General features: G+C 62.7%; 18 protein-coding genes and 1 tRNA gene. 9 read left to right on the plus strand and 10 right to left on the minus strand.

What is annotated here, in order from left to right; genetic code table 11:
• Positions 1-7: 7 nt before the first annotated feature.
• From O0879_RS20910 to mscL, 4 genes are read right to left on the minus strand one after another with little or no spacing between them, the layout of a single operon-like run.
• Positions 8-352: a cupin domain-containing protein gene (locus O0879_RS20910; RefSeq protein ID WP_289899575.1), complete on the minus strand. Its 345-nt coding sequence runs from the start codon at positions 350-352 to the stop codon at positions 8-10.
• A gap of 15 nt (positions 353-367) precedes the next feature.
• A complete protein-coding gene (locus O0879_RS20915; RefSeq protein WP_289918531.1) occupies positions 368-1060 on the minus strand; it encodes a DUF2461 domain-containing protein in 693 nt (230 codons plus the stop codon).
• A 21-nt stretch (positions 1061-1081) separates the two neighbouring features.
• Positions 1082-2242: a Do family serine endopeptidase gene (locus tag O0879_RS20920; protein WP_289918532.1), complete on the minus strand. Its 1161-nt coding sequence runs from the start codon at positions 2240-2242 to the stop codon at positions 1082-1084.
• A 39-nt stretch (positions 2243-2281) separates the two neighbouring features.
• Positions 2282-2731, minus strand: coding sequence for a large conductance mechanosensitive channel protein MscL (mscL, locus tag O0879_RS20925; protein ID WP_289918534.1), 450 nt, complete (start codon positions 2729-2731; stop codon positions 2282-2284).
• A gap of 414 nt (positions 2732-3145) precedes the next feature.
• On the opposite strand from mscL, the gene petA reads away from it, so the two are divergent.
• From petA to O0879_RS20960, 7 genes are all read left to right on the plus strand, one after another.
• Entirely contained in the window at positions 3146-3754 is a 609-nt protein-coding gene (petA, locus tag O0879_RS20930) for a ubiquinol-cytochrome c reductase iron-sulfur subunit (protein ID WP_034783594.1), read from the plus strand.
• Positions 3755-3756: 2 nt separating this feature from the next.
• On the plus strand, positions 3757-5169 hold the full coding sequence (locus tag O0879_RS20935) for a cytochrome bc complex cytochrome b subunit (protein ID WP_099668284.1): 1413 nt from the start codon (positions 3757-3759) through the stop codon (positions 5167-5169).
• A 36-nt stretch (positions 5170-5205) separates the two neighbouring features.
• Positions 5206-5970, plus strand: a complete 765-nt coding sequence (locus tag O0879_RS20940) for a cytochrome c1 (protein ID WP_251349459.1) — start codon at positions 5206-5208, stop codon at positions 5968-5970.
• Between the two features lie 120 nt (positions 5971-6090).
• Positions 6091-6702, plus strand: coding sequence for a glutathione S-transferase N-terminal domain-containing protein (locus O0879_RS20945; RefSeq protein ID WP_010394154.1), 612 nt, complete (start codon positions 6091-6093; stop codon positions 6700-6702).
• Between the two features lie 139 nt (positions 6703-6841).
• The gene (locus tag O0879_RS20950) at positions 6842-7354 is read left to right on the plus strand and encodes a ClpXP protease specificity-enhancing factor (RefSeq protein ID WP_289918538.1); all 513 of its coding nucleotides are present in this window, start codon (positions 6842-6844) and stop codon (positions 7352-7354) included.
• Positions 7355-7380: 26 nt separating this feature from the next.
• A tRNA-Thr gene (locus O0879_RS20955) sits at positions 7381-7456 on the plus strand.
• A 219-nt stretch (positions 7457-7675) separates the two neighbouring features.
• A complete protein-coding gene (locus tag O0879_RS20960; protein ID WP_071325761.1) occupies positions 7676-7882 on the plus strand; it encodes a dodecin in 207 nt (68 codons plus the stop codon).
• Positions 7883-7922: 40 nt separating this feature from the next.
• Here O0879_RS20960 and O0879_RS20965 read toward each other — a convergent pair whose 3' ends face one another.
• The gene (locus O0879_RS20965; protein WP_077398664.1) at positions 7923-8234 is read right to left on the minus strand and encodes a hypothetical protein; all 312 of its coding nucleotides are present in this window, start codon (positions 8232-8234) and stop codon (positions 7923-7925) included.
• Between the two features lie 162 nt (positions 8235-8396).
• Between O0879_RS20965 and O0879_RS20970 the strand changes: the two genes are divergently transcribed.
• Both O0879_RS20970 and O0879_RS20975 read left to right on the plus strand, forming a co-directional pair.
• Positions 8397-8771, plus strand: a complete 375-nt coding sequence (locus O0879_RS20970; protein ID WP_099665817.1) for a hypothetical protein — start codon at positions 8397-8399, stop codon at positions 8769-8771.
• A gap of 211 nt (positions 8772-8982) precedes the next feature.
• Positions 8983-9972, plus strand: coding sequence for a PEP-CTERM sorting domain-containing protein (locus O0879_RS20975; protein ID WP_289912456.1), 990 nt, complete (start codon positions 8983-8985; stop codon positions 9970-9972).
• Positions 9973-10041: 69 nt separating this feature from the next.
• Here the strand turns inward: O0879_RS20975 and O0879_RS20980 are convergent, their stop codons facing one another.
• The 5 genes from O0879_RS20980 to O0879_RS21000 all read right to left on the minus strand — a co-directional run bounded on the left by O0879_RS20980 (position 10042) and on the right by O0879_RS21000 (position 15748).
• Positions 10042-11124 (minus strand): LytR C-terminal domain-containing protein, encoded by a 1083-nt coding sequence (locus O0879_RS20980; protein ID WP_289918540.1) that lies wholly within the window; start codon positions 11122-11124, stop codon positions 10042-10044.
• Between the two features lie 11 nt (positions 11125-11135).
• Positions 11136-12074, minus strand: a complete 939-nt coding sequence (locus tag O0879_RS20985; protein ID WP_099665820.1) for a type II secretion system F family protein — start codon at positions 12072-12074, stop codon at positions 11136-11138.
• A gap of 119 nt (positions 12075-12193) precedes the next feature.
• Positions 12194-13171 carry a type II secretion system F family protein gene (locus tag O0879_RS20990; RefSeq protein ID WP_099665821.1) on the minus strand — a complete coding sequence of 326 codons (978 nt, stop codon included), beginning with the start codon at positions 13169-13171 and terminating at the stop codon, positions 12194-12196.
• Between the two features lie 10 nt (positions 13172-13181).
• The gene (locus O0879_RS20995; protein WP_099668285.1) at positions 13182-14528 is read right to left on the minus strand and encodes a CpaF family protein; all 1347 of its coding nucleotides are present in this window, start codon (positions 14526-14528) and stop codon (positions 13182-13184) included.
• A gap of 50 nt (positions 14529-14578) precedes the next feature.
• The gene (locus tag O0879_RS21000; protein ID WP_099665822.1) at positions 14579-15748 is read right to left on the minus strand and encodes an AAA family ATPase; all 1170 of its coding nucleotides are present in this window, start codon (positions 15746-15748) and stop codon (positions 14579-14581) included.
• Positions 15749-15790: the final 42 nt, after the last annotated feature.

A 15790-nucleotide genomic window follows, 5' to 3' on the forward strand; every position in this document is an offset into this window, starting at 1 on the left:
AAAAAACCTAGCGTCCCGCCTTGTGCATGAGTATGGTCAGTAATAACAGGCTGTCTTCGCGCGCTTCCAAAGCGTGCGCCTGGCCGCCGAGCAGGTACAGCATCTGCCCCGGCCCCAGTAGATGCACGCCGCCATGCGCCGTCACCGCCACCTGCCCTTGCAGGCACAGCAAGGTGATTTCGCCGAGCACATGATGCTCGGGCATGGTCTTGCCCTTGGGCATGCACATGCGGATCAGTTCCAGCTCATCCGTCTTGGCCAGCGCGATGGCGGAAAACTGCGACAGGTCGTCGCCGTCCCTGCGCAGCACCTCGATCACCTGTCCTGAACTTGCGTGTTCCAGTGCCATCATGTGCTCCTTCCGCAATTACTCGGTGACTTCCTCCGGCTCTTTCGCGCCGCGCATCCACTCGACCAGCGGCCACGCATCCTTCAAGCCTTCCGCCAGGGTCGGCAGCAGTTTCTCGGGGTCGTTCACGGGCAGCGGTATTTCGGTCCAGACAAAAAAGCTCTTCAGCTTGATGAATTCGATATGTTCGGCGTCCGCCTCGAAGCCCTTGGGCGGGCGCTGCAGCTTGCCCTCGTTCTGGATGGTGCCGAAACGGGCTTTCAAACGCTTATTTTTCAACACTTTGGAAAACCCTGGCGCGTCGTTGACCATGTGTTCGCGCAGCGCCTTCAGGCGGCCTGGCGGCGGCATGTATTCGCCGGCGCCGAACAGCAAGTTGCCCTGGCCATCGATCTGCAGGTAATACGTGGGACCGCCCGCCTTGCTGGGACGGCGCATGTCGTTCGGCGCGATGGCGGCCGAAAAGCGCGTCTTATACGGGCTTTTATCGTGGGCGAAACGCACGTCGCGGTTGATGCGGAACAAGGCCTTCTTCGGATTGCAGTACTTCACGGCCGGGTCGAACTTGCCCAGCTCAGCAATGAGTGACGTCACCAGTGCGAGAAATTCCTCGCGCAGGATGTCGTAGCGGGGCTTGTTCATGACAAACCAGGGACGGTTGTTGTTGTCGCTCAGTTCACGTAAAAATTGGGTCAAATCACGCACATGCATGTGTCAAATTCCGATCAGCAACTATTTGGAAAGCTCTTTCGGGATGGGGCGCTTGCCCACCATCACGTCGAGCGCCGCTTCGCGATTCTTGCGCAGCACCGTCATTTTAGCTTTTCCGCCGGGCGGCAGTTGGGCGATCAGGTTCAGCATTTCCGTCGTGTCGCCCACGGGCTTGCCTTCCACCGTCAGCAGGATGTCGCCGGGCACGATGCCCGCCTTGTCGGCCGGGCCGTTGCGCACCACGCCGGCGATGATGGCGCCGCTGCTGCGCTGCAAGTTGAAGCTTTGCGCCAGCTCGGGCGTGATGTCCTGCGTTTCCACGCCGATCCAGCCGCGCACCACGTGGCCATCCTTGATGATGGCTTCCATCACGGTTTTCGCCGTCGAGACGGGAATGGCGAAGCCGATGCCGACGGAGCCGCCGCTTTGCGAGTAAATCGCCGTATTGATGCCGATCAAGTTGCCGCGCGTATCGACCAGGGCGCCGCCCGAATTGCCGAAGTTAATCGCCGCATCCGTCTGGATGAAATTTTCAAAGCTGTTGATGTGCAGGTTGTTGCGCCCCAGGGCGGAGATGATGCCCATGGTCACCGTCTGGCCCACGCCGAAGGGGTTGCCGATGGCCAGCACCACGTCGCCCACGCGCGCCAGTTCCGACTGGCCCAGCACGATGACGGGCAGCTTGTCGAGGTTGATCTTGATCACGGCCAGATCCGTTTCCGGGTCCAGGCCCACCACCTTGGCAGGCGCCTTGCGGCCATCCGTGAGCACGACTTCGATTTCGTCAGCGCCTTCGACCACGTGGTTGTTGGTCAGCACATAGCCTTCATGGCTGACGATGACGCCCGAACCGAGGCTGTTTTTCAAGTCGTCGTCATCCTCGCCGTCCGGGTCGCGGTCGCCGAAGAAACGCTTGAAGAAGGGATCGCGCGCCAGCGGATGGGCGCCGCGCTTGGGTACTTGCAGGGTGAGGATGTTGACGACGGCGGGCATGGCGCGCGCCGCCGCGTCGCGGTAGGAACCGGGCGCCAGGCTGCTGGACGCCGTTTCCACCACGGGCACCGGTTTAGTCGGAGAGCCCAGTTGCTGTACCCGGCTGGCCGGGCGCAGCGCGCCGTACACAAAGTACAGCGCCAACGCGATCGTCACGGTTTGCGCAAACAATAACCAGAATCGTCGCATAACACTCCACCCAGGTCAGCCGGCCGGTGCCGGAACGACTTATTTTGCCAGATCGTTGCTATTCTGTCCGTTCTGCTGCAGGGAGTCGCGGATTTCACGCAGCAGCACGATGTCTTCCGGCGTGGCCGGTGCCGGCGCCGGCGCGACCGGTTCGCTGCGGCGGGCCTTGTTCATCAGGCGCACCATCTGGAAGATGATGAAAGCCAGAATGACGAAATTGAGCAAAATGGTGAGGAAATTGCCGTAGGCCAGCACGGCGCCCGCCTTTTTCGCTTCCACCAGGGTCAGGGTCGTCGCCTGGCCATTCAGGGGCAGGTAGTAATTGGCGAAATCGAGGCCGCCGAAAATGCGGCCGATGGGCGGCATGATCACGTCTTGCACCAGGGAATCGACAATCTTGCCGAAGGCACCACCGATAATGACACCGACCGCCAGATCGACGACGTTACCCTTCATTGCAAATTCTTTAAATTCTTGCATCATTGCCATGAAATTTCTCCTTCGGATATGTATAAAAAACATGCCGATCATACTATTGATTCCCGGGCACACCAACTTGTGGTTGCCGGCGAGACCAATTCCGGCACAGCCGGGCGCATCTAGTTCGAAAGAACTAGCCACCTCCTGCAAAAGTATATAAATTATGGTACAAGCAACGTTTTTGTTTTATTCGTTGTTTGCTTCACTTATAATTTGCGGTTGCCAGAAGCGGCTTTTTCGCTTCCGGATAATCAACAAGAAACTGGCATGGGCTGCGCCATAGTCCGAAGTTCCGCAGGGATGTTGCCACTTTACCGTACAAAGATGCGGGTTGCGGCAATCAGTGGGAAAGAGCTTCGGCGACGGGTTTTTCGCGGCTGCCACTCATAATAAAGATTCGCATTTTGACTGATTGGGGTTTGCATGAGTAACGAAAAGCAGGTCGATTCAGGCCGTCGCGGCTTGCTCGTCGCCACGTGCGCGGCGGGCAGTGTAGTTGGATTGGCAACCGCGGGAGCCTTGGTAAGCACCTTCCAGCCGTCGGAGCGCGCGAAAGCGGCTGGCGCGCCGGTCGAAGTAGACATCACCACCTTGCAACCCGGCGAAATGCGCACCGTCGAATGGCGCGGCAAGCCGGTCTGGATCCTGAAGCGCACGCCGGAAATGATCGCGTCGCTCAAGCAAACCGATGGCAAGGTCGCCGATGCCAATTCCCAACGCAATCCCGCCGAATTCACGCCCGAATACTGCATGAACGAGGCGCGTTCCATCAAGCCTGAAATTCTCGTCGCCGTCGGCATCTGCACCCACCTGGGCTGCTCCCCTTCCTCGAAATTTACCCCCGGCCCGCAACCGTCGCTGCCCGATGACTGGGAAGGCGGCTTCCTGTGCCCTTGCCACGGCTCCACCTTCGACATGGCTGGCCGCGTGTTCAAGAACAAGCCGGCGCCGGACAACCTGCAAGTGCCGCGCCATATGTACCTGAGCGACACCAAATTGCTGATAGGTAAAGACGAGAAAGGCGAGGCTTGATCATGGCTGCTTTCAAAGAAACGAAATTCCCGGCAGACGCTCCCGTCGCCGAAAAAGCGCTGGGCTGGGTCGATGACCGCTTTCCCCTGACCAAGCTGTGGAACGACCAATGGGGCAAGTACTACGCCCCGAAAAACTTCAACTTCTGGTACATCTTCGGTTCGCTGGCCATGCTGGTGCTGGTACTGCAGATCGTCACCGGCATCTTCCTGACCATGCACTACAAACCGGATGCGGCCCTGGCCTTCAATTCCGTCGAGTACATCATGCGCGAAGTACCGTGGGGCTGGCTGGTGCGCTACATGCACTCGACGGGCGCCTCGGCCTTCTTCATCATCGTCTACCTGCACATGACGCGCGGCCTGCTGTACGGCTCGTACCGCAAGCCACGTGAACTGATCTGGCTGTTCGGTTTCGCCATCTTCCTGTGCCTGATGGCCGAAGCGTTCTTCGGCTACCTGTTGCCATGGGGCCAGATGTCGTACTGGGGCGCACAAGTAATCGTCAACCTGTTTGGCGCCATCCCGCTGATCGGCCCTGACCTGTCGCTGTGGATCCGCGGCGACTACGTCGTTTCCGACGCGACCCTGAACCGCTTCTTCGCCTTCCACGTGATCGCCATCCCGCTGGTACTGCTGGGCCTGGTTGCAGCGCACTTGATCGCCCTGCATGAAGTCGGTTCGAGCAATCCGGACGGCATCGAAGTGAAGGAAAACCTGGGCGCCGACGGCCACCCGGTCGATTCGATTCCTTCGCACCCGTACTACACCGTGCACGATTTGTTCGGCGTCTCGATCTTCCTCGTCATTTTCAGCGCCGTCGTCTTCTTTGCGCCGGAAATGGGCGGTTATTTCCTGGAATACAACAATTTCCTGCCAGGCGATTCGCTGAAGACCCCGCTGCACATCGCGCCAACCTGGTACTTCACGCCGTTCTACTCGGTGCTGCGCGCCACCACGGCCGACTTCATGTACGTGCTGATGGGTGTCGTGGCTGCCTACGTGGTGTTCATCTGGCTCAAGTCGCGCCTGTCGACGACGGTCAAGTCTGCCATCGCCGGCATCGCCATCGTCGCCATCATCGGCATGCTGCCGCAGGTGCTGGACGCGAAATTCTGGGGCGTGGTGTTCTTCGGCGGTTCCGTCGTGATCCTGGCCTTCCTGCCATGGCTCGACCATTCCCCGGTGAAATCGATCCGCTACCGTCCGAACTGGCACAAATATGTGTACGCCATCTTCGGCCTGTCGTTCCTGATCCTCGGCTACCTCGGGACCCAGGCGCCAACGGATACGAAGACCATCGTGTCGCAAGTGTGCACCCTGATTTACTTCAGCTTCTTCCTGTTGATGCCATGGTGGAGTGCAATGGGCAAGTTCAAGACCGTGCCGTCGCGTGTGACGTTTCACCCGCACTAAGCCGCTCTCACGCCACGCTCAAAGGACATACATCATATGAAGATTGCAAAAAAACTGCTCGCCATCCTGGCCCTCGTGCCCGCCATGGCTCTCGCCAGCGAAGGCGGCTTTCCGCTGGACAAGGCTCCTGACCGCCAGACCAACATGGCAGCGCTGCAGCATGGCGCCAAATTGTTCGTCAATTATTGCCTGAATTGCCACGCCGCCGTATCGATGCGCTACAACCGCCTGCGCGACCTGGGCTTGACGGAAGACCAGATCAAGCAGAATCTGTTGTTCTCCGGCGATAAAGTCGGCGACTTGATGACGACGAGCCTGGCACCGCAGGACGCCAAGGCCTTCTTTGGCGTCGTACCGCCGGATTTGTCGGTAATTTCGCGCGCGAAATCATCTTCCGCTGGCACAGGCGGCGACTACCTGTATACTTACCTGCGTACGTTCTATAAAGACGACACTCGTCCGACCGGCTGGAACAACATGGTCGTGCCGAATGTTGCCATGCCGCATGTATTATGGGAATTGCAAGGTGTCCAGTCTGCCAAGTTCGTGGAAGAGAATGATCCGCACGAAGCTGGCAAGAAGATCCACAAATTTGCCGGCTTCGAGCAGGTCAAGCCAGGTACGTTGAACAAGATCGAGTATGACAATGCGGTAGCCGACCTGGTCGGCTACATGGAGTGGATGGCCGAACCGGCACAGCAAACACGCAAGCGCCTGGGCGTGTGGGTGCTGCTGTTCCTGTCGGTCTTTGCTCTGCTGGCATGGCGCCTTAACGCGTCGTTCTGGAAGGAAGTCAAATAAGTGAGGCGCCGGCCATAGGCCGGTTTATGCCTGTTTCTGCGTTGTCCGCATGAGTGGACAAGCGACCTGGGGTGAGCCGTTCGCGGCTTCACCCCCTTTGTTTCTAAGGAACTATAAAAAATGATGGTTCTCTATTCGGGTACAACCTGCCCATTTTCGCAACGCTGCCGCCTGGTCCTGTTTGAAAAAGGCATGGACTTCGAAGTGCGCGACGTCGACCTGTTCAACAAACCGGAAGACATTTCGACCATGAATCCGTATGGCCAGGTGCCTATCCTGGTCGAACGCGAACTGATCCTGTATGAATCGAACATCATCAACGAGTACATCGATGAGCGCTTCCCGCATCCGCAACTGATGCCGGCCGATCCGCTGATGCGCGCCCGCGCGCGCCTGATGCTGTTCAATTTCGAAAAAGAACTGTTCGTGCACGTGCACGTGCTGGAAAGCGAACGCGCCAAGAGCAACGACAAGGCCCACGACAAGGCACGCGCGGAAATCCGCGACCGCCTGACGACCCTGGCGCCGCTGTTCCTGAAAAACAAGTACATGCTGGGCGACGAATTCTCGATGCTCGACGTGGCTGTCGCGCCGCTGCTGTGGCGCCTGGACCACTACGGCATCGAACTGTCGAAGACGGCCGCACCGCTGATGAAATACGCCGAACGCATCTTCTCGCGTCCTGCGTACATCGAGGCATTGACCCCTTCCGAAAAAGTCATGCGCCGCTAAAGATAATCCCGGCAGGCCGCGCCTGCCGGGATATCTTGGGGCATATGTTAAAGTTGCTTTTTGCGCTGTCCCAGTCTTTTGAACTACCGGTGCGCCCGCCTCATGCTGACGGGGGCGCTCCCGCCTCACCGTGCCTACCATGTCTGAAATCTCAACCAAACCTTATATGCTGCGCGCCATCTACGAGTGGTGCACCGACAGCGGCTACACGCCTTATCTCGCGGTCAAAGTCGATTCGCGCACCACGGTACCGATGGAATACGTGAAAAAGGGCGAAATCGTGCTCAACATCAGCTTCGGCGCCACCAGCGGCCTGAAGATGGACAACGACGCCATCCGCTTCCACGCCCGCTTTGGCGGCGTCTCGCGCGAAATCTACGTGCCGGTCGACAACGTGATGGCCATCTACGCCAACGAAAACGGCCAGGGCATGGCCTTCGAGCCCGTGCTGGGCAACGATGATCCGGATGCGCAACCGACGGACAGCCCCGCCTCCGCCGACGTCCCGCCGCCCGTGCTCGCCCCCGCCGCCAGCGGTCCCACCCTGTCGTCCGTGCCGACCGGCTCCCCCGAACAACGCGACAGCGCCACGCCCGGCGACGACGAGCCACCAAAAAAAGGCGGCCGTCCGACCCTGACACGCATTAAATAGCGTATAATTCGCAACGCGCAGTTTTTGCCGACTTAGCTCATTTGGTAGAGCAGTTGATTTGTAATCATCAGGTGGCCAGTTCGAAACCGGCAGTCGGCACCAGAATTCAGCAGTAAATCAAAGGGTTACCCGCTTCGGCTGGTAGCCCTTTTTTCTTTTCCCACGCCTGCGGAAGCCATCCGGAACACGGACACGCATCGTCATCCAGGCTGATGCATTGCTGCACCGCGCCATGACGTCCCGCACATTTAGGCGCAAGATGAGCACGTGCTTGCGCAAAGCAGGCTCCCGATGTCTGGCTTGCCTACCTGGGGAAATATCATGTCCGCACACACTTACAAGCTGATCGAACTGGTCGGCACGTCGACCGAGAGCAGCGATCAGGCGATACGCGATGCCATTGCCAAGGCGGCGCTGACGGTCAAGCACATGGACTGGTATGAAGTGACCGATTCGCGCGGCCATATCGTCGATGGCAAGGTGGCGCACTTCCAGGTCACGCTGAAGGTCGGCTTCCGGCTCGAATAAAGGGATCGAGTAAAAGGATCGAGTAAAGCGAGCGGCGCGCTCAGCGCCGTCCGGCCGCTCCCCGGCTCTCCAGCCACTCCCGGCCGCCGGCCTCCAGCGCGGTCTCGATGACCTTGTCCGGCAAGCTGTAGACGGTCGCCCAGCTGGCGCGGCCATCCTGCGTGTTGGCGGGAAAACTGTGCGTTTCGATCGGCCAGTGGTATTTGCGTTTCAATGCCTTGACGATGGCGGCCAGCGAGACGCGGCCTTGCAGCGGTTCGGCGCCGGACTGGTCGCGGTTCGACAGCAGCACGGCCAGGACCTGGCCGCGGCCCGTGCGCGCGCCGGGGAAGGTGGGGGTTTTGTTTGCCATGGCCTATTTTACCGGGCAATGATCGGACGAGAGGCGATGTGCCGCACCTTTGATACGGCGCAAGCGCCGCAGCGGCTTTGCGTCCACGATGGGCATTTCGCCAGGCGTGCCGGCGCCCCTCCGGCAGCCTGGGCCTATCATCATGGGGCACAGGAGCCTATCATGCACAGCCTGAACATCCACGCCATGCAATGGCAACCCGTCGCCGATATTTCCGCCGTCAATCCGCTGCTGCCCGACGATCTCGCCTGCTTTCGCGAGCTGCGCGACGTGCTGCAACGCTACGGCGCGCTCGACCGCTTCGGCATTTCCCTGATCCACCGCCATTTCGACATCGCCGACGACGAAGAGCTGATGGAGTACACGGATGCGGAAGCACGCATCTTGACGGTCAAACCTGTCAAGAAAAGCGACATCGACTGGAACCACACGACGATTACCAACTGGAAATTGACGGAAGGCGAGGAAGTGGCGCGCATCGGTTGCGGTTGCGCACGCAATTCGGGCGGCCACCTGGGCTATCACCGGGGCACCTGAGGCGGGCCGACGGCGCCCGCCAAGCGGCGTCGGCCTTTCTTACACTTCACTTCATCCAGCTCAGTCCGCTTTGCGCAAGCACTTGATTTCTTGTGATATTTTTGTGTGGCACGCAAGCTGCTTATCCCTGTCTACGAGATGAATCCAGGCAAGTCATTCTGGATTCTTTGTCCCCCGGATTTTCCGAGACTGACCACGACAAGAGGCTGCGATGAACGTTGATCACACACGAAGCAAGACCCTGGGCTGGCTGGGCGCACTGGCGGCGGCGAGCCTGCTGGCCAGCGGCCAGGCACAGGCCGGCGCGTACGGCCTGGCCGTCAATGAGTTGAACAATTTCCGCATCACCACCAGCGCCGGTGCGCTGTCGCTGGCCGGCGCCAACCGCAATGCCAGCGACAGCGCTTTTTTCGAAGGCGGCGTAGCCGTCAATCCGCGCGCCGTCAATACGGGCCCGGCCGCCAACGCCGACGTGCTGCAAGTGTGCTCGGGCGGCGGCTGCAGCGGCTTGCCGCAAAACCACTACGCGCCCAGCCCCAGTTCCACCCTGGAATTTGCCCGCGGCGATGCGCATGCCTTCGGCAACATGCTCAATGGCGGCGCCAGCGTGAGCGCCGTGGCGGAAGCACAGCGCAACACGATCGGCGCCGCCACGGCCACGGCCGGCGACACGCTGACCGGCTCCGTCAACCTGACCCTGTCGAGCGCCGGCTTCATCACCTTCAGCTTCATGGGACGGCGCGACCTGCGCACCAGCGTGACGACCATGGGCGACAAGTCGAACGTGTCGATCATGGATATCTTCAATATCTCGTGCAACAGTTCCAGCCCCGCCGGCTGCCTGTCGCACGCGAACGCCGATGGCGTGATCTTCCAGTTCGCGCCCGATGGCGATGCCAACAATGGCAGCGACATCAATGGCAACCATGGCGCCGGCAGCCTCGACCCGTTCAGCCTGAACATGACGGCCGGCACCAACGACCCCGCCACGGGGCGCGCCTTCACGAATGGCTTCGCGATGTTTTCCCTGACCTCGAATTTCGCCCTGCCGGCCGGCAGTTACACCCTGAATTTTTCCAAGTCCACGCGCACCGATATCGTCGTCATCGATCCGCCGCTTGCGGTACCGGAGCCGGGCACGCTGTTCCTGCTGGGCATGGGATTGGCGGCCCTGGCTTTTACGCGGCGCCGCCAGCCGTAATCATCCGCAGCATGAAAAACACGCGGCGCCCGCCAAGGCGCCGCGTTTTTCTATGCCGCTCAAGACGTTTTAACCGAGCCGTGCCAGCGCCTGGCGCGCCAGCTGCAATTGCTGCACATAGTAACGGTGCAGCATGGCCGGATCGCTCAAATCGCGCCCCAGTACCAGGCGCAGCTCGCTGGCGGGGCAGTCGCCGGCCTGGGTTTCTACTTGGGTTTGCACCTGCGTTCCCAACTGGCGCGCCAGCTGGCGCGCCGCCTGCTCCTGCGCGGGCCGGTACTCGACGCGCGTGCGCGCCACCTGGAAGCCGGTTTCATTGGCCAGGCGCACCACTTGCACGGGAGCGCCGGCCAAGCTGCGCGCCAGGGCGGCGGCCAGGCCAGGCACGCCGTTGCCATTCACAATTTCCAGGCGCGGGCGGGGCGAGACAGGAGCCGGCATGGACCGCCCGGCCGTGACAGCGGGCACGCTGCGCACGGCGGCCGGCACGCGCTGCAAGCGGGCCATGCCGTCGCCTTGCGTGATCTCGATGCGCGCCATGGCGGGCGCATCCGGCAGCGGCGCGGCCGCGGCCGCGGGCGCGCCCGGCGGCGGCGCCGCGTTGCGCAAGACGGCCATGTCGCTCCGTAAATCATGTTCCTGCAGGCTCTGCGCCTGGCGCCGCATGACGGCCGCGCGCGCGTGCTGTCCCAGCCGTTCGAGCACTTGCGCCAGGTGCTGCCAGGCCAGCGCATTGAGCGGATCGAGCAGACACGCCTGTTCCAGCGCAGTCAACGCTTGCGCATCGCGCCCGCGCAAATAGTAGGCGCGACCGAGATTGCTGAACAGATACGCCTGTTGCGGCTGCGGCGCACCGGCTTCCTGCGTCAGGGCCAGCCATTGGGCGATCGCCGCGTCGTGCTCGCCCCGCTGCGCGTACAGCACGGCCAGGCCGTTGCGCGCATTCACATGGCGCGGCGCGGCGCGCAAGGCTTGCGCATAGGCCGCTTGCGCGGCCGGCAAGTCCCCCCGCTCGAAATGCTGGCGCCCCGCCGCATAGGCGGCATCGGCGTCCGGCCACTGCGGCAGCGGCGCGTGGGCCGGCGGCGTGGTACAGGCGGCCAAGCCCAGGCAGGCGCAGGCGGTGGCCAGGCGGGAAATCGTCAAGCGCATGGTAGCTCCTTTCAGCGGTTGGCCATGGCCGGCACGAGCACGCGATAGACTTCGATCACGGCCGGCCCCATGAGCACCAGCATGAGGGTGGGAAAGACGCAAAAGATCAGCGGGAACAGCAGTTTCAAGGCGATCTTCGCGGCAGCCTCCTCGGCCAGCAGGCTGCGCTTGCCGCGCAGGTTTTCCGAGTGCACGCGCAGCGAATCGCCCATGCTGGTGCCGAAGCGTTCCGACTGGATCAGCATGGCGACGAGGGTGTCGACATCTTCCACGCCGCTGCGCAAGGCCAGGTTGCGCAGCGCCTTTTCCTTGGAAAAGCCGGCGCGCATTTCCATCAGCACCAGTTGCAATTCCTGCGCCAGCACCACGCTTTTGATGTGGATTTCGCCCGACACCTTCACCAGCGCGCGCTCCAGGCTCAGGCCCGCTTCCACGCACACGGTCAGCAAGTCGAGCGCGTCGGGGATGTTTTCGAAGATGTCGCGCTGGCGCCGCTTGGCCGTGCTGGCCAGCACCAGGTTCGGCAGGTAATAGCCGACGGTGGCGCTGACGCACAGCAGCAACAGCAGCACGCTGCGCAGCTGCGCCGCCATGGCGCTGGCCGCATACAGCCCCAGCACGGTGGGGAACAGCAGGGCCAGCACGGTCTTCGCGGCGAAGTACAGGCCCGGCGCGCTGGCCTGGCGCCAGCCCGCGTTCATGAAGCGCGTGCGCAGCGGCGAGCGCTCCCAGCCCTCTTCCGGCAGCGACAGCTTGCTGAACGGCTGCGCCACGCGCGCCACGCGCTCCACCCAGCCCGTGTCGGCCACCGCCTCGCTGGCGGCCGGCGCCATGGCACCGAACAGGCGCTGGCGCAAGGCGCCGGGAAAGAAGATCAGCCACGCCAGCAGGGCCAGCGCCACCACCACGGCGAAGACGATCAACAGGAACAGCAGTTGCGGGCCAGTCATGGCATTTCCTCCGATTGATCGACTGACAAAACGTTCAGGGCTAGGCGTGTCGCCGAAGGCAGTACGACAGTACGACAAGGCGACGCAACAACGCCATGGACTTTTTTTCAGGCGATCTCTTAGATGCGGATGCGGATGACGTTGCGCATCCAGACGACACCCAGCGCCACCATGCCGGCCGCATACCACAGCAGCTTGATGCCGCTGGGATCCGTCCACAGCAGGCTGATGTATTGCGGGTTGACCAGCGCCATTACGCCGATCATCACCACCGGCATCAGCCCCAGCACCCAGGCCGACATGCGCCCCTCGGCCGACAGCACGCGCACCTGCCCCAGCAGCTTCAGACGGGCGCGGATGATGCGCGCGATGCTGACCAGCACTTCGGCCAGATTACCGCCCGATTCGCGCTGCACCAGCACGGCAATGACGAGGTAGCGCAAATCCGTCAGCGGAATGCGCGCGGCCAGGTTTTGCAGCGCCTCGTTCATCGGCACGCCGTAATTGATCTCTTCGTGCGCCATCTTGAATTCGCCGCTGATCGGCTCATTGAGCTCATCGCCCACCATCTGCAGCACGTTCGAAAACGAGTGCCCGGCGCGCAGCGCGCGGGCCAGGAAATCGGCCGCTTCCGGCAATTGCGCCTCGATCTTTTTCAGCCGCGCCGCGCGCGCGCGCAGCACGACCATGCACGGCCCGCCGCCCGCCACGCCCAGCAGCAGCAAGGCGCCCGGCAGCGGCATGGGCCAGATGGCCAGCCACAGCAGCGCCAGCAGCAGCAAGCCGCCCGCGCCGCCCAGGAACTGCGCCACCGACCAGGACAAGCCCGATTGCAGCAGCAGGTGGTCGAGCTTTGCCGCCTGCGGCAGGCGCCGCAGCCAGCGCTCCAGGCCAGGCGAGCGCGCATAGCGGCGCTGCTTGAGGATGGAAACCCGCTCGCCGCCGGCCTCGCCGCGCGCCGCCATCAGCCGCAAGCGCCGGTTGATGCGCCGCGCCGCGCTGCCGTGCGTGCCCGCCCACCACAGCCAGGCGCCTTCCACCATCAGGATGCAGGCGGCGAACAGCAGCACGGCAAAGCCGTAGAACACCAGGTCCATGATGCTTCCTTTATTCGTAGATGCGGTCGGGATCAAACACCGTATCGGGCACCGGCGCGCCGAACATGCGCAAGCGTTCCGTGAAACGGGGCCGCACGCCGGTGGCGCAAAAGTGGCCCAGCACCTTGCCTGCGGCATCGACGCCCGTCTGCTCGAAGCGGAAGATTTCATGCATGGCGATGATGTCGCCCTCCATGCCCGTCACTTCCTGCAGGCTGACCAGCTTGCGCGCGCCGTCCGTCAGGCGCGACACTTGCATCACCACCGTCACGGCCGAACAGATCTGCTGGCGCGTGGCGCGCGGCGTCAGGTTCACGCTGGCCATGCCGACCATGTTTTCCAGCCGCGCCAGCGCGTCGCGCGCCGTGTTCGAGTGGATGGTCGCCAGCGAACCCTCATGCCCCGTGTTCATCGCCTGCAGCATGTCGAGCGCCTCGGCGCCGCGCACCTCGCCCAGGATGATGCGGTCGGGCCGCATGCGCAGCGCGTTGCGCACCAGCGCGCGCTGGCTCACTTCTCCCTTGCCCTCGATATTCGGCGGGCGCGTTTCCAGGCGCACCACGTGCGGCTGGCGCAGCGCCAGTTCGGCCGCATCCTCGATGGTGACGATGCGCTCGCTGCCAGGAATGAAGCCGGACAGCACGTTGAGCAGGGTCGTCTTGCCGCTGCCCGTGCCGCCCGAGATCAGGATGTTGACCTTGGCCTGCCCCAGCGCCTGCAGCACCTGCACCATGGGCGGCGTCAGGCTTTTATAGTCGAGCAGATTGGCGATGCTCAAAGGCTGCACGGCAAAGCGCCGGATAGACAGGATCGGGCCATCGACGGCCAGCGGCGGAATGATGGCGTTCACACGCGAGCCGTCCGGCAGGCGCGCGTCGACCATCGGGCTCGATTCGTCGACCCGCCGTCCCACGCGCGAGACGATCTTTTCGATGATCTTCATCAGGTGCGCATTGTCGTGGAAGGTCACGTCCGTCAACTGCAGCCGCCCGCCCCGCTCCACATACACCTTGTCGCAGGTATTGACGAGGATATCGGACACGCTGGCATCGGCCAGCAACGGTTCCAGCGGGCCGAAGCCCAGCATCTCGTGCTGGATGTCGAGCACCAGGCTATGCCGCTCGTGCTGGTTCAGGACGATGCGCTCTTCCTCGATCACGCGCTGCACCAGCAGCGCCAGCTCGTGCTTGAACTGTTCGGCCGTCAGGCGTTTCAGGCGCTCCAGGTCGATACGGTCGAGTATCGTCTGGTGCATGGTCTTTTTCAGTTCCTGGTAGGCGTGCAGCGCCAGCGCCCCTTGTCCATTCGTGGCGGGGCGCACCGTTTCATTCGCCGCCAGGCGTTCGCGTAAAGTCATCTCGGCTCCCATGATGGCTCCCGGCGGGAGCCTTGACATCCATCCCCGTCCTAAGCCTCGCTGCGGCTGAACAGGCGGTCGAACAGGCCGCGGCTTTCCGTCACGCGGCGCGCCGTCACCAGTTCCACCAGTTCGGCCAGGCTGCGCGCCACGGCGCTGGTGCGCGACAGCTGCAGCAGCGGAATGCCCTGGTTGACGGAATCGGTGGCGGCGATGTAATCGTTGGGCACCGTGTGCACCACTTCCGCGCCCAGCGCCTGCTCCAGGTCCGCCAGGCGCAGGCGCCCGCCCTTTTCATAGCGGTTGACGATCAGGCGCAAGCGCTCGCCCGGATAGCCGAGCGAACGGAAGATATCGAGCAGGCGGCGCCCGTCGCGGATGTCGGGCAAGGCCAGCTGCAGCACCGGATAGATGGCGTCGGCGTTGTCGAGCGCGCGCAGCGACAGCGCATCGATCTGGCGTCCCACGTCGAGCACGATGTAATCGTAGTGCTGGCGCGCCACGGCCAGGATGCGGTCCATGTGCTCGGGCTGCATGTCGACCTTGTGCGCCGGGTCGTCGGCCGCCGCCAGCACGCCGAAGTTCGGCGTGATGTGCACCAGGCACGAAGCGAGGAAGGCGCCGTCCATGCGCGCGATCTGCGCGCAGATGTCGGACAGGGTCATGGCTGGCTTCTGATCCGAGACATACAGGGTGGCGTCGCCGAACTGGCCGTGCAGGTCGATCAGCAGCACCTTGCAGCCGGCCAGGCTGGCCAGCGCGTAGGAAAAATTCGTCGACAGGAAGGTGGCGCCGCTGCCGCCCTTGCACGAGATGAAGGCGAGCACTTTGCCGTCGCGCATCTGCGTCACGCCGGCCTGGATATCGACCCGGTCCATCGCTTCGTGGAAGGCCTTGTGCACCAGCGGCAGCTGCAGCACTTCGCGCATGCCGGCGCGCATGGCGCGGATCAGCACATCCTGCTGCTGGCCGCGCGTGAGCAGCATCAGCACGGCCAGCGGATACTGGCGCGCCAGGCGCTCGAGCAGGTCGGCTTCGTCGGCATCGATGCCGCTGGCGTCGACGATCACCAGCTCGGGCGCTTCGGGCAGCATGCGCTCGACGGCGTCGCGCAAGCCGCTGCGCCGGTCCAGCAGCCGCAGCACGGGCATGCGGGCCGCGCCTTGCGCCGCGATTTCATCGTGCAGGCCGGCATCGCGGGTAATCATCAAGGCTTTCATCCCCCCTCCTTCATTCAAGGCACTACATTCGGCTGCGCCGAC

It is taken from the genome of Janthinobacterium sp. SUN120, assembly GCF_030397735.1.
GTDB lineage: Bacteria > Pseudomonadota > Gammaproteobacteria > Burkholderiales > Burkholderiaceae_D > Janthinobacterium > Janthinobacterium kumbetense.